Origin of the sequence: Paenibacillus sp. PL91, assembly GCF_012935325.2 — a bacterium.
GTDB lineage: Bacteria > Bacillota > Bacilli > Paenibacillales > Paenibacillaceae > Pristimantibacillus.
On record NZ_JABBYG020000001.1, the window covers coordinates 208,162 to 230,510 of the forward strand.

General features: G+C 50.8%; 18 protein-coding genes. 17 read left to right on the plus strand and 1 reads right to left on the minus strand.

Annotated features, from left to right (window positions below):
* Positions 1-42 precede the first annotated feature (42 nt).
* The 14 genes from hemW to HI950_RS01070 all read left to right on the plus strand — a co-directional run bounded on the left by hemW (position 43) and on the right by HI950_RS01070 (position 12,424).
* Positions 43-1,212: a radical SAM family heme chaperone HemW gene (gene hemW / locus HI950_RS01005; RefSeq protein ID WP_486187800.1), complete on the plus strand. Its 1,170-nt coding sequence runs from the start codon at positions 43-45 to the stop codon at positions 1,210-1,212.
* Positions 1,213-1,295: 83 nt separating this feature from the next.
* Entirely contained in the window at positions 1,296-1,766 is a 471-nt protein-coding gene (locus HI950_RS01010) for an N-acetyltransferase (protein ID WP_169081990.1), read from the plus strand.
* A gap of 201 nt (positions 1,767-1,967) precedes the next feature.
* Positions 1,968-2,243, plus strand: coding sequence for a hypothetical protein (locus HI950_RS01015; protein WP_169081989.1), 276 nt, complete (start codon positions 1,968-1,970; stop codon positions 2,241-2,243).
* 159 nt (positions 2,244-2,402) lie between these two features.
* On the plus strand, positions 2,403-3,428 hold the full coding sequence (gene hrcA / locus HI950_RS01020; protein WP_169081988.1) for a heat-inducible transcriptional repressor HrcA: 1,026 nt from the start codon (positions 2,403-2,405) through the stop codon (positions 3,426-3,428).
* A 60-nt stretch (positions 3,429-3,488) separates the two neighbouring features.
* On the plus strand, positions 3,489-4,049 hold the full coding sequence (grpE, locus tag HI950_RS01025; RefSeq protein WP_169081987.1) for a nucleotide exchange factor GrpE: 561 nt from the start codon (positions 3,489-3,491) through the stop codon (positions 4,047-4,049).
* A gap of 84 nt (positions 4,050-4,133) precedes the next feature.
* Positions 4,134-5,969 (plus strand): molecular chaperone DnaK, encoded by a 1,836-nt coding sequence (dnaK, locus tag HI950_RS01030; protein WP_169081986.1) that lies wholly within the window; start codon positions 4,134-4,136, stop codon positions 5,967-5,969.
* 104 nt (positions 5,970-6,073) lie between these two features.
* Positions 6,074-7,204, plus strand: a complete 1,131-nt coding sequence (gene dnaJ, locus HI950_RS01035; RefSeq protein ID WP_169081985.1) for a molecular chaperone DnaJ — start codon at positions 6,074-6,076, stop codon at positions 7,202-7,204.
* 109 nt (positions 7,205-7,313) lie between these two features.
* Positions 7,314-7,505, plus strand: coding sequence for a YfhD family protein (locus tag HI950_RS01040; RefSeq protein ID WP_169081984.1), 192 nt, complete (start codon positions 7,314-7,316; stop codon positions 7,503-7,505).
* Positions 7,505-7,711 carry a hypothetical protein gene (locus HI950_RS01045; RefSeq protein ID WP_169081983.1) on the plus strand — a complete coding sequence of 69 codons (207 nt, stop codon included), beginning with the start codon at positions 7,505-7,507 and terminating at the stop codon, positions 7,709-7,711. The genes HI950_RS01040 and HI950_RS01045 overlap by 1 nt, the downstream gene beginning before the upstream one ends.
* Positions 7,712-7,924: 213 nt before the next feature.
* Positions 7,925-8,905 (plus strand): 50S ribosomal protein L11 methyltransferase, encoded by a 981-nt coding sequence (gene prmA, locus HI950_RS01050; protein WP_169081982.1) that lies wholly within the window; start codon positions 7,925-7,927, stop codon positions 8,903-8,905.
* On the plus strand, positions 8,905-9,579 hold the full coding sequence (locus HI950_RS01055; RefSeq protein WP_169081981.1) for a site-2 protease family protein: 675 nt from the start codon (positions 8,905-8,907) through the stop codon (positions 9,577-9,579). Before prmA ends, HI950_RS01055 begins: the two co-directional genes overlap by 1 nt.
* Positions 9,580-9,704: 125 nt before the next feature.
* Positions 9,705-10,481: an RsmE family RNA methyltransferase gene (locus tag HI950_RS01060; RefSeq protein ID WP_169081980.1), complete on the plus strand. Its 777-nt coding sequence runs from the start codon at positions 9,705-9,707 to the stop codon at positions 10,479-10,481.
* A gap of 5 nt (positions 10,482-10,486) precedes the next feature.
* Positions 10,487-11,878: a tRNA (N(6)-L-threonylcarbamoyladenosine(37)-C(2))-methylthiotransferase MtaB gene (mtaB, locus tag HI950_RS01065; RefSeq protein ID WP_169081979.1), complete on the plus strand. Its 1,392-nt coding sequence runs from the start codon at positions 10,487-10,489 to the stop codon at positions 11,876-11,878.
* A 114-nt stretch (positions 11,879-11,992) separates the two neighbouring features.
* On the plus strand, positions 11,993-12,424 hold the full coding sequence (locus HI950_RS01070) for an NUDIX hydrolase (RefSeq protein WP_169081978.1): 432 nt from the start codon (positions 11,993-11,995) through the stop codon (positions 12,422-12,424).
* Between the two features lie 8 nt (positions 12,425-12,432).
* Here HI950_RS01070 and HI950_RS01075 read toward each other — a convergent pair whose 3' ends face one another.
* Positions 12,433-13,407: a Na/Pi cotransporter family protein gene (locus HI950_RS01075; RefSeq protein WP_169081977.1), complete on the minus strand. Its 975-nt coding sequence runs from the start codon at positions 13,405-13,407 to the stop codon at positions 12,433-12,435.
* Positions 13,408-13,512: 105 nt separating this feature from the next.
* Between HI950_RS01075 and HI950_RS01080 the strand changes: the two genes are divergently transcribed.
* Genes HI950_RS01080 through addA form a run of 3 tightly spaced genes read left to right on the plus strand, consistent with a single transcriptional unit; the run spans position 13,513 to position 22,343 of the window.
* Positions 13,513-14,922 (plus strand): class I SAM-dependent rRNA methyltransferase, encoded by a 1,410-nt coding sequence (locus HI950_RS01080; RefSeq protein ID WP_169081976.1) that lies wholly within the window; start codon positions 13,513-13,515, stop codon positions 14,920-14,922.
* Between the two features lie 33 nt (positions 14,923-14,955).
* A complete protein-coding gene (gene addB, locus HI950_RS01085) occupies positions 14,956-18,471 on the plus strand; it encodes a helicase-exonuclease AddAB subunit AddB (protein ID WP_169081975.1) in 3,516 nt (1,171 codons plus the stop codon).
* A 5-nt stretch (positions 18,472-18,476) separates the two neighbouring features.
* Positions 18,477-22,343 (plus strand): helicase-exonuclease AddAB subunit AddA, encoded by a 3,867-nt coding sequence (gene addA / locus HI950_RS01090; protein WP_169081974.1) that lies wholly within the window; start codon positions 18,477-18,479, stop codon positions 22,341-22,343.
* The last annotated feature ends 6 nt before the right edge of the window (positions 22,344-22,349 follow it).

Consider the following 22,349-nt stretch of genomic DNA (forward strand, 5'->3'; position numbering starts at 1 on the left):
AGATCGGTATTAGCCGTTTGCGCTTGAAGGAGAATGCTAACGATGACTATAACGCAATCACCGCGCGCTTTATATATACACATCCCTTTTTGTACAAACAAATGTCACTATTGCGATTTTACTTCATATGTATTGAAAGGGCAGCCGGTCGACCAGTACCTGGATGCGCTGGAGCTGGAAATGCAGCGTACGGTTGCGCAATGGCCGCCAGTAGAAATCGACACTGTTTTTGTCGGAGGCGGCACGCCAACCGTATTGACTCCGCCGCAGATGGAAAGATTTCTGAAGGCTGTTCAGACCTATTTTCCGCTGGCGCCGAATGTGGAATTTACGATGGAAGCGAATCCGGGAACGACGGATATTGATAAGCTGACAGCGATGAAGGCAGGCGGCGTAAATCGGATCAGCTTCGGGGTTCAGTCCTTTGATAACGGATTGCTTGAGCGGATCGGCCGTATACACAACGTTGACGATGTTTATCGCAGCATCGAAAACGCTCGTACAGTAGGCTTCACCAATTTGTCAATCGATTTAATGTTTGGCTTGCCCGGTCAGACGGTTGAGCTCTTGCGTGACAGCGTTAGCCGTGCAATGGAGCTAGGACTGCCACACTACTCGATCTATAGCCTAAAGGTTGAAGAAAATACGCTGTTCCATAAGCTGTATGAACGCAATGAGCTGCCTTTGCCTCCGGAAGAAGAGGAGTTTAATATGTTTATATTACTGATGGACATGCTGAAGGAAAACGGCTATGCGCACTATGAAATTAGCAATTTCGCTAAGCCGGGCTATGAAAGCCGCCATAATTCCACCTATTGGCGCAACGAGCCTTATTATGGCTTGGGAGCAGGTGCTCATGGCTACACGGACCGTATGCGCCATGTCAACTTGAAGGGGATTACACCATACATTGATGCTGCAGCGGAGAAGCTTCCGCGCCTAGAAACGTTTGAGGTGCCTGAGGCGGAGGCGATGGAGGATTTGATGATGGTGGGGCTTCGGCTGCTGGAAGGGGTGCCTGCATCCCGTTTTTCTAAGCAATTCCCAGGACAAACGCTCGAAGGCAAGTTTGGCGAGATTATTGATAAGTTAACCAATGACGGCCTGCTAGAGTCGGAGCAAACCGAGGGTGATACGATTTACCGTCTGACGGATAAAGGCGTGCTTCTCGGGAATGAAGTGTTTGGTGCTTTTATCGGATATAACAGCTAAAATACTCTTGAGAAAATATTCAATCTAGTGTATATTTATTCATATTGATTTTGAACTTGCACCGGGTGGAGGCGAAGGCACAAATGCAGGCATTGCAGGTCGTATGTAGAAAAGCGACATCAAGCGATATCGAGACATTATTTCAGTTAATTAAAGGTTATGCCGAGAAAGGCATTATGCTGCCTCGCACTCGGGAAGCGCTCGAATATATGATAGATACATTCGTCGTAGCGGAGATTGGGGACGAGGTTGTAGGCTGCGGTTCCCTTACCAGACTAGGCCAGGATCTAGTAGAGATCCGGTCGCTAGGCATGTCTGAGGGATACAAAGGCGTCGGAATCGGGAGCAAGCTGGTTGAGGCTTTGATCGAACAGGCTAGAGAGCAGCAAATTCCGAAGATTATGGCTTTAACTTATGCCGTATCCTTTTTTGAGAAAAATGGATTCAAGGTTGTAGACAAGGAAATATTCCCTGAAAAGGTTTGGAAGGATTGCGTCAACTGTCCAAAACAGCTCGCTTGCGACGAAATCGCTGTATTAAAGATGCTGTTCTAAATCTAGATCGGGTATAAGAAGCTTCATTCGGCTGAAAAATAAAACCACTCTCCTTTAGCGATTGCTTATGGCTAAGGGGTAGTGGTTTTATGCGGCATATAGGGCATTTAGGCACTTTGTCCGAACTCGTTGATAGTAATGCCGTGCGTTTTGGTATATAGTCAAGGTAGATGTTTATTGTTATATAGAGGAGAAATAAAAATGAGCCAAAGAAAAGATCAAATCGTAGCAGTAGAAGATAAGCTCAAGCATGTCACGACGGTGCTGCTTAAAAAATGGGCAGGATTAAGCGGTTTTTATGGTTTTAAAGCGATGGAGTTCGACGAAGTGTTTGCTTTGCTAAATACGAATGGCTGGAAAGTAACGATAGATGACTCCGTTTCTCCGAATCGAATTGTCGAATTATATCAAGGCGACAACCGAGTCAGAAGAGAGAAGTTTGCAGTCGATGAAGCAGGCAGAGTGCATAAAGTATAATGCGGTGATTAGAAAATAGGGCACAAAAATGCCGAACCGACTTGACAATCGACAAGCTGGTTTGGTATTTTTGTAGTAATGATTAGCACTCGATTGTATTGAGTGCTAACGATGGTAAACCGAAATAACGGATTTAACAATTACGTAGGGGGAATTCGAATGCTGACGGAACGACAACGGATGATTTTGCATGCAATAGTGGATGATTATATTCGCTCGGCTGAACCGGTCGGCTCACGCAGTATTTCGAAGCGCGGCGACGTTGGCTTCAGTCCGGCGACTATCCGGAATGAAATGGCGGATCTTGAGGAGCTTGGCTTCTTAGAGCAGCCGCATACGTCAGCAGGGCGTGTCCCATCCACGAAAGGCTACCGTTATTATGTCGACCATTTAGTAAAGCTTAATGAAGTGGATGAGAACGACATTGGCATGGTCCGCTCTTTCGTTACGGACAAAATGAATCAAATGGAGCAGGTTATTCAGCAAACCGCGATGATCCTGTCTAATTTGACCAATTATACATCCATTTTGCTTGGACCGGAAATGTTCAGCACGTCACTTAAGCATTTTGGACTAGTGCCGCTGGATCAAACATCGGCAGTCGCCATTATCGTGACGAACACCGGACATGTTGAGAATCGGACGATTTCGATTCCGGAAGGCCTCAAAATGGCGGATATGGAAAAGGTCGTTAACATTTTGAACACGAGACTCGTTGGCGTTCCGCTAATTCGTCTAAGGTCGAAGCTTTACACTGAAGTTGGGCAAGAGCTTGAGCGGCATGTTGATCATTATGAACAGCTGCTTCAGGTGCTGGATCATGCGCTGCAGAATGAGGATGAACATCGGATATTCCTCGGCGGTACAACAAATATGCTGACGCAGCCTGAATTTAAAGATGTTGATAAAGTGAAGACGATTTTGGATTTGCTTGACGAGACACCAGCCATTATGAAAATGTTTACCGGCCTTCCGTCAGGTATACAAGTGCGTATCGGGACAGAAAATGACCATAAGGCAATTAGCGATTGCAGTCTCATAACAGCAACCTATGCCATTGATGGCCAATCGCTGGGAACGATCGGCATTCTAGGACCAACACGAATGGAATACGGCAAAGTCATTAGCCTGTTGGATATTATATCCAAGGATATGGCGGTTCTTCTAAGCCGCTGGTATAAATAGTTTTATACCGAAGCTTACGATGCCAAGTTTACTTCGTAAACTTTTTAAGGAGGTGATTGCATGAGTACGAAGGAGCAACAAAATGAAGCGGCTGAGGCTGTAGAAGAGGTAGTATCTGCTGAGCAATCAGAGCAGGCTCACGAGGAATCGGTAAGCGAGTCTGTAGAGGAAGATGCTCGTTATGCGGAGCTTGTGAAGCTAGCTGACGAGAACCAGCAGCGCTTCCTGCGCGCGCAAGCGGATTTCGATAATTTCCGTCGCCGTACCTTGAAGGAAAAAGAGGAACTTGGACAATACGCATCGATGAAGCTGATCGGTCAGCTTCTGCCGGTTGTAGATAATTTTGAACGCGCAGTTGCTGCGGCGTCGGTAAATGGCGATTTTGAATCGCTGGCTAAAGGCGTGGACATGATCTTCCGCCAGCTGGAACAAACGCTCGAGCAGGAAGGCCTTAAAGCAATGAACGTTGTTGGCGAACCGTTTAACCCTGATTTCCACCAAGCCATTATGCAGGTTGAATCTGACGAGCATGAGGAAGGCATTATCGTGGAGGAAGTGCAGAAGGGATATATTTTGAAAGATAAGGTTCTGCGTCCTGCCATGGTTAAAGTTAGCAGCTAAGCCTTATGACTTCATTATATAGATAAGACAAAGAAAGCTAGCACTCGCGTTAAAATACAAATGAATGTAGGAGGAACTATAGCTATGAGTAAAGTAATTGGTATTGACCTTGGTACAACAAACTCTTGCGTAGCAGTAATGGAAGGCGGCGAAGCTGTCGTTATTCCTAACCCGGAAGGTAACCGTACAACCCCATCGGTTGTAGGTTTTAAGAAAGACGGCGAGCGCGTTGTCGGTGAAACGGCAAAACGTCAAGCGATCACGAATCCGGATCGTACGATCAGCTCGATCAAACGCCACATCGGTACGAATCACAAAGAAAAAATCGACGATAAAGATTATACGCCTCAAGAAATTTCAGCAATCATTTTGCAAAAATTGAAAGCTGATGCGGAAGCATACTTAGGTCAAACGGTAACTCAAGCGGTTATTACGGTTCCAGCTTACTTCAATGACAGCCAGCGCCAAGCGACAAAAGATGCTGGTAAAATCGCTGGTCTTGAAGTGCTTCGTATCGTGAATGAGCCGACGGCTGCTGCACTTGCATACGGCCTTGAGAAAACAGAAGACCAAACCATTCTTGTTTACGACCTTGGCGGCGGTACGTTTGACGTATCCATCCTTGAGCTTGGCGACGGCTTCTTTGAAGTTAAAGCGACAAGCGGCGACAACAAGCTGGGCGGCGATGACTTTGACCAAGTGATCATCGATCACCTCGTTGCTGAATTCAAGAAAGATCAAGGAATCGATCTCTCCAAAGATAAAGCAGCGGTTCAACGTTTGAAGGATGCTGCTGAGAAAGCGAAAAAAGAGCTGTCCGGCACATTAACATCTGCCATTTCGCTTCCGTTTATTACAATGGTTGACGGCGTTCCTCAGCATTTGGAGCTTAGCCTTACTCGCGCGAAATTTGAAGAGCTAGCTGCAGGGCTAGTTGAGCGTACGCTTGGACCTACTCGTCAAGCGCTTAGCGATGCTGGCATGTCTTCCAGCGATATCGATAAAGTTGTACTTGTAGGCGGATCTACACGTATTCCTGCGGTACAAGAAGCGGTTAAAAAATTGATCGGCAAAGATCCGCACAAAGGCGTTAACCCGGATGAGGTCGTTGCTCTTGGCGCTGCCGTACAAGCGGGCGTTCTTACTGGCGACGTGAAAGACGTAGTATTGCTTGACGTTACGCCATTGTCGCTTGGTATCGAGACTGCAGGCGGCGTGTTTACAAAAATGATCGACCGCAACACAACGATTCCTACAAGCAAATCCCAAGTGTACTCGACTTATGCGGACAATCAGCCAGGTGTTGAGATTCACGTCCTGCAAGGTGAACGCTCGATGGCTGCCGGCAACAAAACGCTTGGTCGTTTCACATTGAACGATATTCCTCTTGCTCCACGCGGCGTACCGCAAATCGAAGTTACTTTCGATATCGATGCGAACGGTATCGTTAACGTATCCGCGCTTGACAAAGGTACAGGCAAAAGCCAAAAAATTACGATTACATCTTCAAGCGGCTTGAGCGAGGATGAAATCAACCAAATGATGAAGGACGCTGAGCTTAACGCTGAAGAAGATCGCAAACGCCGTGATCTTGTAGAAGCAAAAAACAGCGCTGACCAACTGATCTACTCCGTTGATAAAACGATTAAAGATCTTGGCGATAAAGTTGACCCTGCTGAAATCGAAAAAGCGAACGTTGCGAAAGAGAAAGTTACAGCAGCGCTTGCGACTGACGATCTTGAGCAAATCAACGCAGCGGCGGCTGAGCTGACAGAAATCGTTCAGCAGCTTTCCGTTAAGCTTTACGAGCAAGCGGCGCAACAAGCTGAAGGTGCAGGCCCGGATGCGGGCGCTGGCGCAGCTAAAGGAAAAGACAATGTAGTAGATGCCGACTACGAAGTTGTTGACGATAATAAATAAAGTGTAGCGAGCGAGAGGTCAAAGACAGGCGCTACCTGGCTTTGACCTCCTTTCGTGCGCATATGCACATGGAATCATATGATAGATAGCGGAGGTGAGAACAGGTGGCAAGCAAACGCGATTATTACGAGGTGCTTGGTGTCGGCAAGGACGCATCAGCAGATGAAATTAAAAAATCTTACCGTCAGCTAGCACGTCAATATCATCCCGATGTGAACAAGGCTGCGGATGCAGAGACGAAGTTCAAGGAAGTTAAGGAAGCTTATGACGTACTAAGCGATGATGGCAAACGCTCCACGTATGACCGGTTCGGCCATGTTGATCCGAATCAAGGCATGGGCGGCGGAGGCGGTGCTGATTTTGGCGGCGGCTTCGGCGATATTTTCGATATGTTCTTTGGAGGCGGCGGCGGTCGCCGCGATCCGAACGCGCCACAGCGCGGCAACGATCTGCAATATACGATGACAGTCGAGTTCAAGGAAGCGGTATTCGGCAAAGAAACGGAAATTACGATACCGCGTACGGAGACCTGTGACACTTGTCACGGCGACGGTGCGAAGCCGGGAACTAAACCGGAAACCTGTTCGGTATGTAAGGGCAGCGGACAGCAGGAGGTTGTACAAAATACGCCGTTTGGCCGTATGGTCAACCGCCGGGCTTGTACGAATTGCAGCGGCACAGGCCGCGTAATTAAAGACAAATGTTCGACTTGTCATGGCGCGGGCAAAGTTAAGCGCCAACGCAAAATCAATATCCGCATTCCAGCCGGCGTAGATGACGGCGCACAAATCCGAATGACGGGTGAGGGCGAAGGCGGTCTTCGCGGCGGTCCGGCAGGCGATTTGTATATTGTCATTCGCGTGAAGCCTCATGAGTTTTTCGAGCGCGAGAATGACGATATCTATTGCGAGGTTCCGCTAACGTTCGTTCAGGCGGCGCTAGGCGATGAGATCGAGATTCCTACGCTAACCGAGAAGGTGAAGCTGAAAGTACCGGCAGGCACGCAAACGGGTACTTACTTCAGGCTTAAAGGCAAGGGTGTACCTAAGCTGCGCGGTTACGGTCAAGGCGACCAGCATGTGAAGGTTACAATCGTTACGCCTACCAGCTTAACGGACGATCAGAAGGAGCTTCTTCGTCAATTTGGCGGGCTAAGCGGCGATTCTGCAACTAATGAACATGAGCATCATGAATCTATATTCGACAAAATGAAAAAGGCGTTCCGCGGTGAATAACCCGGCACGTCTTTTTTTCTTTTTATCGCTGTATAGATTTTGGCGGACAAACATATTCTATTCGGGTAGGAAAACCATACATCAACAAACAACCGGAGGGAATTAAACCATGACTAATCAAAACAATCAAAACAATGAAAACAATGAAAACAATCAAAACAACCTGGAGAAACAAAACTTTGGCATCCTGCCTGTAGGGAAAAACGAGGACGTTGAATTTTCCGAGGAGCTTGCAGACGAAGCAGATCGCAATGCAGCTCAACGTGCAGCTGCAGCTGACGCTCGCAACGAGCAGGAATAATGAGTCAGATTGAAATCCAGGCAACCTTCGAAGACGAAGGTGCTGCACTCGAAGCTTCTCGTAAGCTTCAAGCGCTTCGTGTGATTGAAGTGAACGGATTGTTCGATAGCGGCTTGCTGACAGCGACCGTAGATGAAGCTGTCGCTGAACGGGCACTGCATCTAATCCAGCAAATAGGCGGTAATGTGGATACGACGAGTTTTTAATCGAAAGAGACTGCAGGCATAGGAGCCTGCAGTCTCTTTTGCGTTGCAGGCCGAATTTAGCATAAATGCAGCAATAGGTCGTTTGCGTCATTTTTTTGTGCAAAGGTACTACTCTGGTGTACAATAGATGTTAGGTTTTTATAGCGAAACGTTTGTCTAGCCGACTGGAGGTCGGCGATAGCCGTTTACGATTGGCATTGGAGGATAATACATATGAAATGGCATGAAATTACGATCTCGACAACCGAAGAGGCGCAGGAGATGATATCGAACTTTTTGCATGAAATGGGAGCAGGCGGCGTATCCATTGAAGAATCGGGTACACTGAGCAAGCAGCGGGATACGTCGCTTGGACAATGGTATGAGCTTCCGCTTAACGATATTCCGGAAGGCCAAGCTGTCATTAAGGGCTATTTTGGCGAAGACACAAATACGGATGAGCTAATAGCTGCGATTAAGCCTCGCGTCGAGGAGCTTCGCGAATTTGATATTGATCCCGGAAGCGTTGAATATTCGGCGCGTGTCGTAGATGAAGAGGATTGGGCAACGGCGTGGAAGCAATACTTTAAGCCGCTCCGTGTTTCGGATAAGCTTACTATTAAACCGACTTGGGAAGTGTATGAGGCGGGACCTGATGAACGTATTATTGAGCTTGACCCAGGTATGGCATTCGGAACGGGCACTCATCCAACGACGGCGCTATGCTTGCAGACACTTGAGTCAGTCATTCAAGGCGGAGAAGAAATCATCGACGTCGGTACGGGCTCAGGCATACTCGCAATCGGCGCTTGCAGACTTGGGGCGAAGAGCGTGCTAGCGCTTGACCTTGACCCGATTGCCGTAACCAGCGCAACAGAGAATGTAAGGCTCAACGATCTATCGCAGCAAGTTGAAGTGCGCCTAAGCGACTTGCTAGGTGTAATTAAAGGAGCAGATGCGGGTCATGAAGCGACTGCCGTAACCGTTCCGGTCGATCTTGTTGTAGCGAATATTTTGGCGGAAATCATTCTTCTCTTTGTTGATGATGTGTACGCTGCGCTCAAGCCTAACGGCATATATATCGCATCGGGCGTTTACAAAAACAAAGAAACCGATGTGGAAGAAGGGTTAATCCGTTCTGGCTTTGAAATTGTCGAGAAGCGCCGCGATGAGGAATGGATCGCATTCGTCGCGAGAAAGCCGCAGGTGAGTTAATGGACTTACAAAGCTTTTTTCGATTTCCGCTTGAGGATTTGCCGTTTATCGTATTAGCTTTAATTATTGCGTTTACGGTGCATGAGTTCGCTCATGCCTATAGCGCTTATAAATTCGGCGACGACACCGCTTATAATGCGGGAAGAGTAACGCTGAACCCGCGCGTGCATCTAGATGTTCTTGGAACACTCTTGATTTTATTTGCTGGCTTTGGATGGGCGAAGCCAGTTCCGGTTAATCCAAGCAAGTTCAGCAGTCCAAGGATTATGAGCATTATCGTGACGCTTGTCGGCCCGCTCAGCAATTTGATTATCGGTACGCTTGGCATTATTATATATGTTGCGCTTATCGCCACCGGCGCTCTGGATGGAGCTTCCGTTGGCGTCAGCGCGGCGGTAGACCGGTTTTTTGATTATTTCATTTGGTATAATTTTTTATTGTTTATCTTTAATTTAATTCCGCTGCCGCCGCTTGACGGCTACCGGATTATCGCTGATTTAATGCCGCTTAAGCTTCGGTACAAAATGGATCAGAATGTGCAATGGGGGATGTTCATCTTCTTGTTGATCGTCTTTATCCCACCGCTTCGCAGAGTAACGCTTGATCCGATATTAGGCTTAGGCGCAGATCTAATGAACAATACCTTCGCTTTGGTGTACCAGATTTTTTTCTAAATGCAAGAAGTGTTTTGATATGCTTTCCGGTCAAGCATGACTGGCAACGGTTTCTGATAGATTTCATGAAGTTAAACATGCTATTATGAAGGATGGAATTTGTTTAAGGGTGGTAGGCAGCAAACATGCAACGATATTTTGTAGCGGCGGAGCAGTTTGGCAACTCCGATATCCGCATCATTGGCGAGGACGCGCATCATGCGGTCCGGGTCATGCGCACGAAGCCAGGCGATAAGTTTATCGTTAGCGACGGACAATCCCGAACAGCGCTTGTCGCTGTTCGGGAAGCTACTCCAATGCTAATTAGGGCTGAAATCTTGGAGATGCTTAGCGCGGACACCGAGCCAAGCTGGGCGATCACCATTGCGCAAAGCTTGCCGAAGGGCGATAAGATGGAGCTGGTTATACAAAAGGGGACTGAGATTGGCGCTTATGCGTTCATGCCGTTTCAATCTGAGCGAATGATCGTTCAGTACGATGGCAAGAAAGAAGCGAAGCGAATCGAACGCTGGACCAAAATAGCGAAGGAAGCAGCCGAGCAGGCGCATCGCAACCGCATCCCAAGCATTGAGCCGGTACATAGCTGGAGAGAGCTTATCCAGTCGTTTGGCTCTTATGATTTGGTTCTGTTTTGCTTTGAGCGCGAAGGGCATGCCGCCCATGGCAGAGGCATCCGCTCAGCAGTTCGCGAGTGGATCGAGCGTTCGGATTCGGCAAGCGAGCCAAGCGTGCTGCTCATCGTAGGATCAGAGGGCGGCTTCACGGATCGAGAAGCAAATGAAGCAGAAGCGGCTGGCGCCGTTATGGTCGGATTAGGCCGAAGAATATTAAGAACGGAAACAGCGGGTATTGTAGGGTTAACCTGCTTATTATATGAATCCGGAGAAATGGGAGGAGCGTAACTACTATGCCAACAGTCGCATTTTATACGCTAGGCTGCAAAGTAAACTTCTATGACACAGAAGCGATTTGGCAGTTATTCAAAAACGAAGGCTACGAGCAGGTCGATTTCGAATCGACTGCAGATGTTTATTTAATCAACACATGTACGGTAACCAATACGGGAGACAAAAAAAGCCGCCAGATCATTAGGCGGGCTGTACGTCGCAATCCCGATGCAGTCATTGCGGTGACGGGCTGTTACGCTCAAACCTCTCCTGCAGAGATTATGGCGATTGAAGGGGTCGATCTCGTTATCGGCACACAAGACCGCGAGAAGATCATGACCTTCATTAATCAAATCCAAGGCGACCGCATGCCGGTAAATGCCGTAAGAAACATTATGAAAACACGTGATTTCGAGGAGCTTGACGTTCCTGACTTCTCCGAGCGTACGCGTGCTTTCCTAAAAATCCAAGAGGGCTGCAACAACTTCTGCACGTTCTGCATTATCCCTTGGTCACGCGGGCTTTCCCGCAGCCGTTCCGCGGAAAGCGTATTGGAGCAGGCCAAGCAGCTCGTCGCTTCGGGCTATAAGGAAATCGTCCTTACCGGCATTCATACCGGCGGTTACGGCGACGATATGGAAAATTATAATCTAACAAGCTTGCTGTGGGATTTGGACAAGATTGAGGGCCTAGAGCGCATTCGGATCAGCTCTATCGAAGCGAGTCAAATTGACGATGCGATGATCGACGTGCTGAACCGTTCCAGCAAAATGTGCCGTCACCTTCATATTCCTCTGCAAGCCGGCGAGGATTCGGTACTTAAGCGGATGCGCCGTAAATATACGACAGCAGAGTTTGCTGCCAAGATCAAACGTCTGCATGAGGCGATGCCTGGCGTTGCGATTACAACGGACGTCATCGTTGGTTTTCCGGGTGAAACGGAAGAAATGTTCGAGAGCGGCTTCCGCTTTATGGAAGAGCTGAAATTCGCGGAAATGCACGTCTTTCCATACTCCAAGCGTACAGGCACGCCTGCAGCGCGGATGGAGGAGCAAGTGGATGAAGAGATCAAGAACGAACGCGTCCATAAGCTGATTGACTTGTCCGAGAAGATGCAGCTCGCATACGCGAAGCAATATGTAGGCGAGGTGCTTGACGTCATTCCAGAGCGCGATTACAAGGGCGCACCGGGAACGGGTCTCGTTATGGGTTACACGGACAACTACATCCAAGTAGTATTTGACGGCTCGGAAGCTTTGATCGGCAAATTATGCCGCGTCAAAATTACGGAAGCAGGCGTTAATGAGTGTCGTGCTAAATTCGTTCGCGTAATGGATGACCAGACTGCTGAGTCGAACGAAATGGAGCTGCACAGCTTCGTGCTGGAGCGTCCAGAAGCAATAAGAGCATAGCATAAGCTTAACGAATGCGGGGATTCCTTTGCTTATCGATTCCTTTTATGGAAAAGATGGAGGAATCCTTTGCTGCATATACCAATCATTAAACGCTGCAAGGGGGAATCGGACATGAAGGAAATTTCAGCAGGCGGTGTCGTTTACCGCCGCACCGAGGAAGGCAAGCTGCAAATTCAGCTCATTCAAGATCGTTATGGAAAAGTATCGCTGCCAAAAGGGAAGATGGAGGCTGGCGAAACCGTAGAACAAACCGCGTTGCGGGAAATTGTAGAAGAAACCGGCCTTGAAGGAGTTATCATTGCTCCGATAGACCAAATCAAATATAAATATGAGCATGAAGCCTTAGGAACGGTAGATAAAGAGGTTCATTACTACTTAGTTGAGGCTGTTGGCGGCTCGCTGCAGGCGCAGGTTGAAGAAATCCGCGGCGTCGATTGGTTTGATCCTCAAGAAGCGTGGAAGCGCCAGAAGCAATCGGGATATGACAACAATCATCGCATCGTAGCCGGAGCGTTCCAATTGCTAGGACTGCCTACAGAATAAACGTAAGCCTAAGTGACCGGGTCTAGCCTGCGAAATTTGCCGAGGTAGCAGAAGGGCAGTGCAAGCAAGGAGCTGAGAATGTTGAATATCGTTTGCGTATGGGCAATTTGTCCCGCTGCAGACGAGGATACCCATTCAGACAATAGAGAAAGCTCGCCTAGAAATGGCATAAACAGCAATGCGCCTCCTGCGTTCAGAACGACATGAGACCATGCCACGTACTGTCCGGCCTTCGTGCCTCCGATGGATGCAAGCAGAGCGGTTGCGCAGGTGCCGATATTTGCGCCAAGCACGACGGCGATTCCGAGCTCGATTGGCATAGCGCCGATAGAGACAAAGCCCATGATGATGCCAATTACAGCAGCACTGCTGTGAACAACGGCGGTAAGAATAGCACCAGCTGCTAGTCCCCACCATAAGCTATCGTCTGCTTTAGCTAGAAACCAGCCGAACATGGAGCTCTCCTGTACGGCAGGGCCTACGCCCTGCATCATGGTGATGCCAGTCAGGAGCAAGGCGAAGCCGCAAAGCACGACCGAGGATGACCGAAGCGTATCCAGCCAGCGCGCTCCGCGTATGGCAGGGAACAGCCGGATTTCGCCAACCAACGCTGTAATCAGCCACATTCCTACCGCTGCGATTAGCAAAGGCATGGCGAGTTTATTTAAATTTAAGCCGATCAGCTCTGTCGTTATACAGGTTCCGATATTCGTGCCGAGTATGATGCCGAGCGTCCGCGGGAAAGTAAGCAAGCCGGCATTGACCATGCCGATCGCAATAACCGTTACAGCCGTACTGCTCTGCAAAAAAGCAGTCGAAACTGTGCCGATTGCGAGCCCATGGATCGGCGTTGCTGTTGAACGAGCAAGGAAGCGGGTCAAATAGGGACCCGCCAATCGGTGGAGCGCCAGCTCCATCAGCTTCATGCCGCACATGAAAACGGCGAAACCGAGCAGCATTGGAATAAGAATCGTATGAACCATTAGACGGTCTCCTTATTTGTTAGTGAGAAGTTCGTTTCGTAAGTATACATATGCCGCCAAGCAGACAAGCATGACAAGCAAGCTCAATGAGGGGAAGAGACAAACGTGAGTAATCCAAAAATAGTTCTTCTAAAAGCGAGAAAGAAAAGGCTGGAGCAAGGTCATCCTTGGGTCTATGCTACCGAGATCGATCGGCTGGAAGGCGAGGCGCAGCCGGGTGATTTGGTTGATATCGTTACCCATCAAGGACGGTATTTGGCAACGGGTTATTGGAATCCCAAATCGCAGATTACGGTGAGAGTCGTTTCCTATCAGCCGATTGAAGCGATGGACGCTGCTTTTTTCCGTGATCGGCTTCGTAAGTGTCAGAAGCACCGTCGCCGTTTCGTGAAAGATGCCGATTGCCGCATGGTTTATGGTGAAGCGGACTTCCTGCCAGGTCTTGTCGTAGACCGGTTCGACAATGTGCTGGTGCTGCAGCTATTGACACTGGGCATGGATGCGAGAAGAGAAGCGTTAATTGAAGCGCTTGTCGAAGTGTTCCAGCCGCAAGGCATCTATGAGCGCAGCGATGTCAGCGTTCGTGCGCTTGAAGGGTTGGAGGAGCGTACGGGCGTGCTATATGGCGACTGTCCTTCAATCATAGAAATCGAGGAGAACGGTTTGAAGCTAGAGGTTGATATAGTGGAAGGCCAAAAGACGGGCTATTTCTTCGATCAACGGGAGAATCGCGCAGCTATCGCGCCGCTTATGAACGGCTGGGGTGAACGCAGCGGCATTCGACTAATAGATCGCGCAGATGCGGAGTCAGGATCGGCAGGGTCGGGCGAGAATACAGCAAATAAGGCTGCAGATTCAGCCAACCTTGTACCGGTTAATGCAAACGGCAAGATCGTTACCTTCCCGTATTGGGATGGCGCATCGGTGCTAGAATGCTTCGCCCATACCGGAAGCTTCACGCTGCATGCCTGCAAATACGGAGCTAAGAAGGTAACTTGCCTTGATGTCTCCGAGCATGCCATCGAAACCGCGAAGCGCAACGTCGAGCGCAATGGTTTTTCAGACCGCGTCGAATTTGTGGTTGCGGATGCTTTTGAATATTTACGCGCACAGGTAAAAGGAATCGACGAGCGGAAGCAGCGCGGCCTTGGCGGCGTGGATACGTCGAAGAAGCTGGAAGTCGCCGCAGGACGGACATGGGATGTCGTCATTCTTGATCCGCCCGCATTCGCCAAGACGAAGAGCGCTGTGGCTGGTGCATGCCGAGGCTATAAGGATATTAACCTGCAAGGGCTAAAGCTAGTTAATGAAGGCGGATATCTTGTTACGGCTAGCTGCTCGTACCATATGAAGCCTGAATTATTTTTGGAGACGATACAAGAAGCGGCTGTGGATGCAGGCAAGATGCTCCGTTTAGTCGAATGGCGCGCGGCGGGCAAAGATCATCCAGAGCTGCTTGGCGTTAATGAAGGCCATTATTTAAAATTCGCGATCTTTGAAGTAAGAAGCAAATAAACGACAATTTACGAATAGACGGGAGAGTTGCACATGTCGCTTCGCTTTGTCATCGGGCGCTCGGGAACCGGTAAAACATCCTACTGCTTGAATGAAATAAGGGAGCAGCTGCGCGTTCAACCGGACGGGCCGCCGCTCGTCATGCTCGTGCCGGAGCAGGCTACCTTTCAAACGGAATATGCGCTGCTTCAAAGCGGCGATTTAAATGGCACGATTAGGGCTCAGGCGCTTAGCTTTCGGCGTCTGGCTTTTCGGGTCATGCAGGAAACAGGCGGAACGGCGCTTGTTCCTATCGGCGATACAGGCAAGCATATGCTTCTCTATAAGATCGTTCACCGGCTGGGCACCCAGCTAGAGCTGTTTCAAAGCGGGGCAGAGCAGCCTGGATTCATTGACAGGCTCGCGGAGCTGTTGACGGAGTGGAAACGGTATGGCATCGATTCGGAGCTGCTTCAGGAAAGGCGAGCGGCGGCAGATGGAGGTGCTGACCAATCCACGTTATTAAAGCGCAAGCTTCATGATTTGCAGCTCATTTATAGCCAGATGGAGCAGGAACTCGCGGGCATGTACATCGACGCCGAGGATTATTTGCGTTATTTGCAAAATGGGTTCGCGGATGCTGCCTCCATGCAAGGCGCTCAAATATGGGTGGATGGCTTTTTTGGCTTTACGCCGACCGAATACGAGGCATTAGGGGCGTTAATCGCCTCTTCTGCGCAGGTTACGGTAACGCTGACGCTTAACCGAGCCTACGAAGCAGGAGAGCTGCCGCATGAGCTAGAGCTTTTTCATCCGACGGCAGAAACTTACAATAAGCTGATGGAGCTGGCAGCCAAGTACGATGTAGAAGTGCTGGCGCCAACGATGCTGGCAGAAGATCCGCCAATCCGCTTTAAGCACAGCCCGATGCTTGCACATCTTGAGAAGCATTACAGCGAGCGGGTACCGATGCTGATTGCGGATAAGGCTACGATGAATCATGAAGATAGGCGGTGCGGGGTGTCGCTGCATGCCGCCGCGAATCGGCGCGCCGAGGTTGAGGCAGTCGCGCGCGATATCGTTCGCAGAGCGCAGAAGGACGAGCTCCGCTGGCGAGATATCGCGGTTATGGTTAGAAATAGCGAAGATTATACCGACTATATCGGACTCGTATTTGCCGATTACGGCATACCTTTCTTTGTCGATCAGAAGGAGAAGGCTCTCCATCATCCGCTTGTTGAATTTATAAGGTCCGCGCTCGAAACGGTGCTTTTCGGTTGGCGTTACGACGCGGTGTTCCGCTGCGTGAAGACGGAGATGCTGTTTCCGATGGATGGCAGCCTGCTGCGGGAATGGTTCGATATGCTGGAAAACTTTGCTTTAGCGGCAGGGATCGACGGCTGGAAATGGCTTGATAAGAAGCGCTGGCATCCATTAGTTCCTATTTCGCTTGATGATGATGAGGAAATGGATACAAAAATCAGCGACAAGGCGCAGCGGGAATTCGATATCGTACTAGCTGCACGAGAAGCTGTCGTTCCGCCGCTCCGCCGCTTTGGCGATGCGCTGAAGAAAGCGGAAAACGTACAAGAAATGTGCGAGGCGCTCTATCGCCTGCTCGATCAATCGGATGCGGCAGATCGTCTGGAGCGCTGGAGCCTGCAAGACACACAGGCTGGAAAAACGCAGCGAGCCAGAAGCCATAGGCAGCTGTGGGACAGCGTAATGCAGCTGCTTGATCAGTTAGTTGAGCTGGCTGGCAAGCAAACGGTGTCCCCGGAGCTCTTCGCAGGCATGGTCGAGGCAGGGCTAGACAGTTTGAAGCTTGCGGCAGTGCCGCCTGCGCTTGATCAAGTGCTGATCGGAAGCATGGACCGGACGAGATCCGGACACGTTCAGGTCTGTTATGTGCTTGGCGCCAATGACGGTATTATGCCGATGAGGGTGAAGGAAGACGGCATTTTAACCGAGCCTGAGCGGGAAAAGCTTGCCGAGGATGGGATGGCTATGGCGCCGGGCGTTCGCCGCCGCTTGCTCGATGAGCGGTTTATGATTTATAACGCCTTGACGACGCCAAGCAGGCATTTATGGTTAAGCTGGGCCCAAGCCGATGAGGAAGGCAAAAGCCTGCTTCCCTCAGAGATTGTAAGGCATGTTCGACAGCTCTTTCCCGGCATTCCTGTTCAAAGCGCCCCGGCAGAGCCGTCCCCAAGCTTGCCGGTCTCGGAGCAGAGAATGTTCGTGTCGCAGCCTCAACGAACGCTTTCTTATTTAATTGCGGCTATTCGGAAATGGCAGCAAGGCGCTTCAATCCCCCCTTTTTGGTGGGATATGTACAATTGGTTTGCGGTTCGACCGGAATGGCAGCATAAGCTGCAGCTTCTAACCGGCTCTTTGACTTATGAGAATCAGGAGCAGCTTCTTTCGAAGGATACGGCAAGGCAGCTATACGGAGCTCGGCTGCAGGTCAGTGTATCGCGGATGGAACGATTTGTATCTTGTCCATTTCAGCATTTTGCGATACATGGCTTAAAGCTGCGCGAGAGAAAGCTTTACCGGCTGGAAGCGCCTGATGTCGGGCAGCTGTTCCACGCCGCTCTCAGCCGCATGGCAACGGGTCTAGGAGAGCGTTGGGGCAAGATGCCTGAGTCTGAACTGAAAGCAGTCGCCTCGCAAACGGTCGATGAGCTGGCTCCAAAGCTTCAATCGCAAATTTTGCTCAGCAGCAGCCGCTTCCAATATATCGCCCGCAAGCTGAAGGAAATTGTTGGACAAGCCGCGCTCATGCTGGGCGAGCACGCGCGCAGAGCGCAATTTCACCCTGTCGGAACAGAGGTTGATTTTGGTCCGGACGGCACGCTGCCTTCCCTGCACATTCCGCTTGAGGACGGCGGGGTTATGGAAATTATCGGGAGGATCGACCGGGTTGATGCGGCTGAGACGGAGGAGGGGCTCCTGCTGCGCGTGCTCGATTACAAATCAAGCTCAACGCAGCTGCGGCTCGAGGAGGTTGCATTTGGGCTTTCCCTGCAAATGCTGACCTATCTCGATGTTCTCGTCACGCATGCATCCGCATGGCTGGGGCAGCCCGCTTCTCCGGCTGGCGTTCTCTATTTTCACGTTCATAATCCGTTGCTGGCGCTGACGAACAGCATCACGCCAGCCGAGGTCAGCGGTCAGCTTCTGAAGCGTTTCAAAATGCGCGGGCTCGTTACGGCGGATTCGGAAACCGTCAGGCTGATGGATGATGAATTAGAGACTGGGTATTCAGAGCTGCTCCCGGTTGCGCTGAAGCGCGACGGAAGCTTCTACAGCAGCTCGTCGGTCGTTACGAATGAGCAGTGGGATGTGCTTAGGCATTCCGTCAGAAGCACGATCAGCCGGATCGGCAGCTCGATTCAAGCGGGAGAGGTATCCATTGAGCCTTATCGCATGGGTACAAAAACGCCATGTCAATATTGTGACTACAAAGCGGTCTGCCAGTTTGATGCGCAGTTCGATGGAAATGAATATAGAAAACTGGGCAAGCCATCTAAGGAAGAGATTTGGCAGCAGCTGGAGAAGGAGTGATGAGTATGCACACTGCAAAGGATACCCCGAAGCCGGAAAATAGCACATGGACCGATGATCAGTGGGATGCCATCGTCACGAGCGGCTCCAACATTCTCGTCGCTGCGGCAGCTGGCTCCGGGAAAACAGCGGTGCTGGTTGAACGGATTATTCGGAAAATATCGGCGAATACCGACGTCGACCGCCTGCTCGTAGCGACCTTTACCAAGGCCGCGGCAGCAGAGATGAAGGACCGGATTCGGCTTGCCCTTGAGCTGGAGCTAGAACGGGAGCCTGATTCCGAGCATTTGCGCCGCCAGCTGGCACTGATGAACCGTGCATCCATTACGACGCTGCACTCCTTTTGCCTGGATGTCATTCGACGCTACTATCCTTTAATCGGACTCGATCCCGGCTTTCGAATTGCGAACGAGACGGAGAGCGAGCTCATGCGGCTTGATGTGCTCGATCAGTTGTTTGAACAAAAGTACGAGGGTGCTGGCGATGACGGCGCGTTTCTCCGTTTAGCTGACCGCTACGGCGGCGAACGCGGCGATGAACCGTTATACCGGCTCGTTCAGCAATTGTACGATTTTGCGCAAAGCCATCCTTGGCCGGAACATTGGCTGCGACAAACAGCTGGAGCTTTTGACGTTGCTGACGTATCAGCTCTTCAGAGCAGCGAATGGGTAGCCAGCCTGAAGAGGGATATTCAGCTCGCTTTGGAAGGAGCGGGCTCGCTTCTCCATCAAGCGCTTGAATTGACGCGTCAGCCTGCCGGGCCTGCGCCTTATGCAGCAACCTTTGATGAGGATTTGCAAGTGGTTGGCGGCCTTGCGGATATCATTCATTCGCAGCCTTGGGAGAACTGGATACAATCTTTTCAAGCGATTCAATTCGGAAAGCTGAAGATGATGCGCGGCGATGAATATGATAAGTCGCTGCAAGAGCAGGCGAAGGAGCTTCGCGATCAAGCGAAGAAGCTGACCACATCGCTTGCCGAGGAATTGTTCGGCCGAGATGCCGAGCAATTTCTGGAGGAGCTTCAAGAGCTGGCGCCGCTGATGCGCGCACTAGCCGAGCTTGTCATTGAATTTGGACAAGGCTACGAAGCGGCGAAGCGTGCGAAAGGGCTGCTTGATTTTGGCGATTTGGAGCATTATTGCCTGCGTATATTGCGTGATCCTGCATCGACGCCGGATCGCATGTCTCCTTCTATTGCAGCGATTGAATTCCAGCAGCAATTCGATGAGATCTTGCTGGACGAATATCAGGATACCAATATGGTGCAGGAGGCCATCGTATCGTTAATCGAGCGGCCAGGTGCAGGTAACCGGTTTATGGTAGGCGATGTCAAGCAGAGCATTTACGGCTTCCGCCTTGCGGAGCCTAAGCTTTTCCTGCAAAAGTATAAATCCTACCTCTCGCGCAAGGATGCTGGCAAGCTGCCTGATTCGGATACGCCTCATGCTCTGCGCATAGATTTGGCGCGAAACTTCCGCAGCCGATCGGAGGTTGTCGATGGGGTAAATGCCGTGTTCCGTGCCATTATGCGCGAGAATGTGGCAGAGATGGACTATGACGAGCGCGCGGAGCTCGTATGCGGAGCGTCTTATCCCACACCTGTGCCGGCGGACCGCTGTCAAGTCGAGTTCGCCGTGCTGAATAAAGGCGATATGGACGACGTAGAGGAAGATGGCGCAGAAAATGCGGATGTGGACTCCTCCGAGCCTGCGGATGATCGCGAGCATGGAGATGCTGCGGCGCAAGCTGAATCGCCATCAGAGCTTAAAGCTGCGCAGCTCGAGGCTCGCTGGATTGCCCAGCAGCTGAAAGCTTTAATCGACAGCGGCTTTCAGGTTTATGATGGGAAGCGGCGCGAAAACCGGCCTATGCAGTGGCGGGATGTCGTCATTTTGCTGCGCGCGACGCAGCAGTGGGCGCCAATCATTATCGAGGAGCTGCAAGGGAGCGGCATTCCGGCATACGCAGAGCTGAGCAGCGGGTACTTCGACGCGGTTGAAGTAGAGTCTATGCTGTCGCTCCTTCGTGTCATCGACAATCCGTATCAGGATATCCCGCTCGCATCTGCCCTGCGCTCGCCATTATTCGCACTGAACGGGGAAGAGCTGGCGCGTATTCGCATTCAATCGGCAAAATCGACTTATTACGATGCGGTACAGTTAGCGGCAGGCGATTTGCTCCTGGGGGAGGATACCCGCAGAAAGCTTTCTTTATTTTTGGAAAGCTTGGATCGTTGGCGCGAGGAGGCAAGGCAAGGCTCGCTTGCGAATTTGCTTTGGGAGATCTATCGCGAAACGGGCTATTACGATTTTGTAGGCGGTTTGCCAGGCGGGACGCAAAGACAAGCGAACTTGCGCGCGCTGCATGACCGTGCGCGGCAATATGAGGCGACATCGTTTCGCGGACTGTTCAGGTTCCTGCGCTTTATCGAGCGGATGCGCGATAGCGGCGGCGATCTAGGGACGGCGAGAGCGCTCGGCGAACAAGAGGATGTCGTGCGCATCATGTCCATTCATAAGAGCAAGGGGCTAGAATTTCCGGTCGTATTCGTAGCAGGCCTCGGTAAGCTGTTCAATCAGCAGGACGTTCGGAGCGCCTTCTTGAAGCATAAGGAGCTTGGCTTCGGGCCGCGCTTTGTAGATCCGGCTCTCCGAATCAGTTATCCAACGCTTCCTTATTTGGCTATTCGGAGGGTGATGCGAAGGGAGATGCTCGCCGAGGAAATGCGGATTCTTTACGTTGCTTTGACAAGGCCAAAGGAAAAAATGTATCTTGTCGCGACGGTAGCGGATGCGGAAGCAAAGCTGAGACGCTGGCTGGCTTCTGTCGATGCGAACGGCAGAATGCCGGATTTCCGCGTAGCATCCGCCAGATCCTTTATCGACTGGCTTGGGCCGCTCGCCGCAAGGCAAATCGCGGATAAGCAAAATGCAGACGAGAACGCTCCGCAGTGGCATGCTGGCATCGTTTCGGCATCCTTATTCGGCATAGAAGCTGCTGCTGCAGCCGAGGAGCCGGATCAGCAGGATTTGGCTAAAGAAGAAAGACTGCAAGCGATAACCTCCTTGTCGCTTCTCGAGCAAATTGAGGAGGATGAACAGCTCAGGTCCCGGTTGGAATGGCAATATCCGCATCATGCGGCAGCAAGGCTGGCAGCCAAAACTTCGGTAACAGAGATGAAGAGGCTGCATGCGGAGGTCATGGAGGATGCGGTTCCTTTGGAGGAGCCGATGAATAAGGAGTTTGCGGACCAAGAGGACCCTATCGCCGCACTAGCGGCTAACTACACTATGCGCCTTCGCCGTCCTGCCTTCATGGAGGAGAAGTCGCTTACAGCAGCGGAGAAAGGCTCCGTCAATCATTTGCTGATGCAGCATGTATCCCTCACTGAGCCTGCTGATGAAGCGATGCTGAAGCATACGCTCGATAGCATGATCGAACGCCGCTTGTTGACGGCTAAGCAGTCGGAAGCGATTGATCTGCCAGCCGTAGCCGCTTTCTTCAAAAGCGGGCTTGGCCAGCGTCTGCTCAGCTCGGAATGGGTCCGAAGGGAAGTCCCGTTCAGCTGCATGTTCCCCGCGAGTCGCGTATATCCGGATTCCGGAGAGGCGCTGATGCAGGAACCGATCTTAATTCAGGGCGTTATCGATTGCTTGTTTGAGGATGAGCAGGGCGTCGTCTTGCTCGATTATAAGACCGACCGGATCAACAAGCAGCAGTGGGCTGAAGCGGCAGAGAGACATCGGTTTCAACTGGAGCTATACGCGGAAGCGATCGAATCAGTGCTCGGCCGCAAAGTGGATGAATGCCATGTCTTCTTCTTCGACGGCGGGCAATCGGTTGAGCTGAAACAAATGAACAAAGCATAAAAGGAG

Excerpts from the sequence above, each read along its gene's own strand:
- hemW (WP_486187800.1), top strand. The coding sequence starts at position 43 with ATGACTATAACGCAATCACCGCGCGCTTTATATATACACATCCCTTTT.
- HI950_RS01010 (WP_169081990.1), top strand. The coding sequence starts at position 1,296 with ATGCAGGCATTGCAGGTCGTATGTAGAAAAGCGACATCAAGCGATATC.
- HI950_RS01015 (WP_169081989.1), top strand. The coding sequence starts at position 1,968 with ATGAGCCAAAGAAAAGATCAAATCGTAGCAGTAGAAGATAAGCTCAAG.
- hrcA (WP_169081988.1), top strand. The coding sequence starts at position 2,403 with ATGCTGACGGAACGACAACGGATGATTTTGCATGCAATAGTGGATGAT.
- grpE (WP_169081987.1), top strand. The coding sequence starts at position 3,489 with ATGAGTACGAAGGAGCAACAAAATGAAGCGGCTGAGGCTGTAGAAGAG.
- dnaK (WP_169081986.1), top strand. The coding sequence starts at position 4,134 with ATGAGTAAAGTAATTGGTATTGACCTTGGTACAACAAACTCTTGCGTA.
- HI950_RS01040 (WP_169081984.1), top strand. The coding sequence starts at position 7,314 with ATGACTAATCAAAACAATCAAAACAATGAAAACAATGAAAACAATCAA.
- HI950_RS01045 (WP_169081983.1), top strand. The coding sequence starts at position 7,505 with ATGAGTCAGATTGAAATCCAGGCAACCTTCGAAGACGAAGGTGCTGCA.
- prmA (WP_169081982.1), top strand. The coding sequence starts at position 7,925 with ATGAAATGGCATGAAATTACGATCTCGACAACCGAAGAGGCGCAGGAG.
- HI950_RS01055 (WP_169081981.1), top strand. The coding sequence starts at position 8,905 with ATGGACTTACAAAGCTTTTTTCGATTTCCGCTTGAGGATTTGCCGTTT.
- HI950_RS01060 (WP_169081980.1), top strand. The coding sequence starts at position 9,705 with ATGCAACGATATTTTGTAGCGGCGGAGCAGTTTGGCAACTCCGATATC.
- mtaB (WP_169081979.1), top strand. The coding sequence starts at position 10,487 with ATGCCAACAGTCGCATTTTATACGCTAGGCTGCAAAGTAAACTTCTAT.
- HI950_RS01070 (WP_169081978.1), top strand. The coding sequence starts at position 11,993 with ATGAAGGAAATTTCAGCAGGCGGTGTCGTTTACCGCCGCACCGAGGAA.
- HI950_RS01075 (WP_169081977.1), bottom strand. The coding sequence starts at position 13,407 with ATGGTTCATACGATTCTTATTCCAATGCTGCTCGGTTTCGCCGTTTTC.
- addB (WP_169081975.1), top strand. The coding sequence starts at position 14,956 with ATGTCGCTTCGCTTTGTCATCGGGCGCTCGGGAACCGGTAAAACATCC.
- addA (WP_169081974.1), top strand. The coding sequence starts at position 18,477 with ATGCACACTGCAAAGGATACCCCGAAGCCGGAAAATAGCACATGGACC.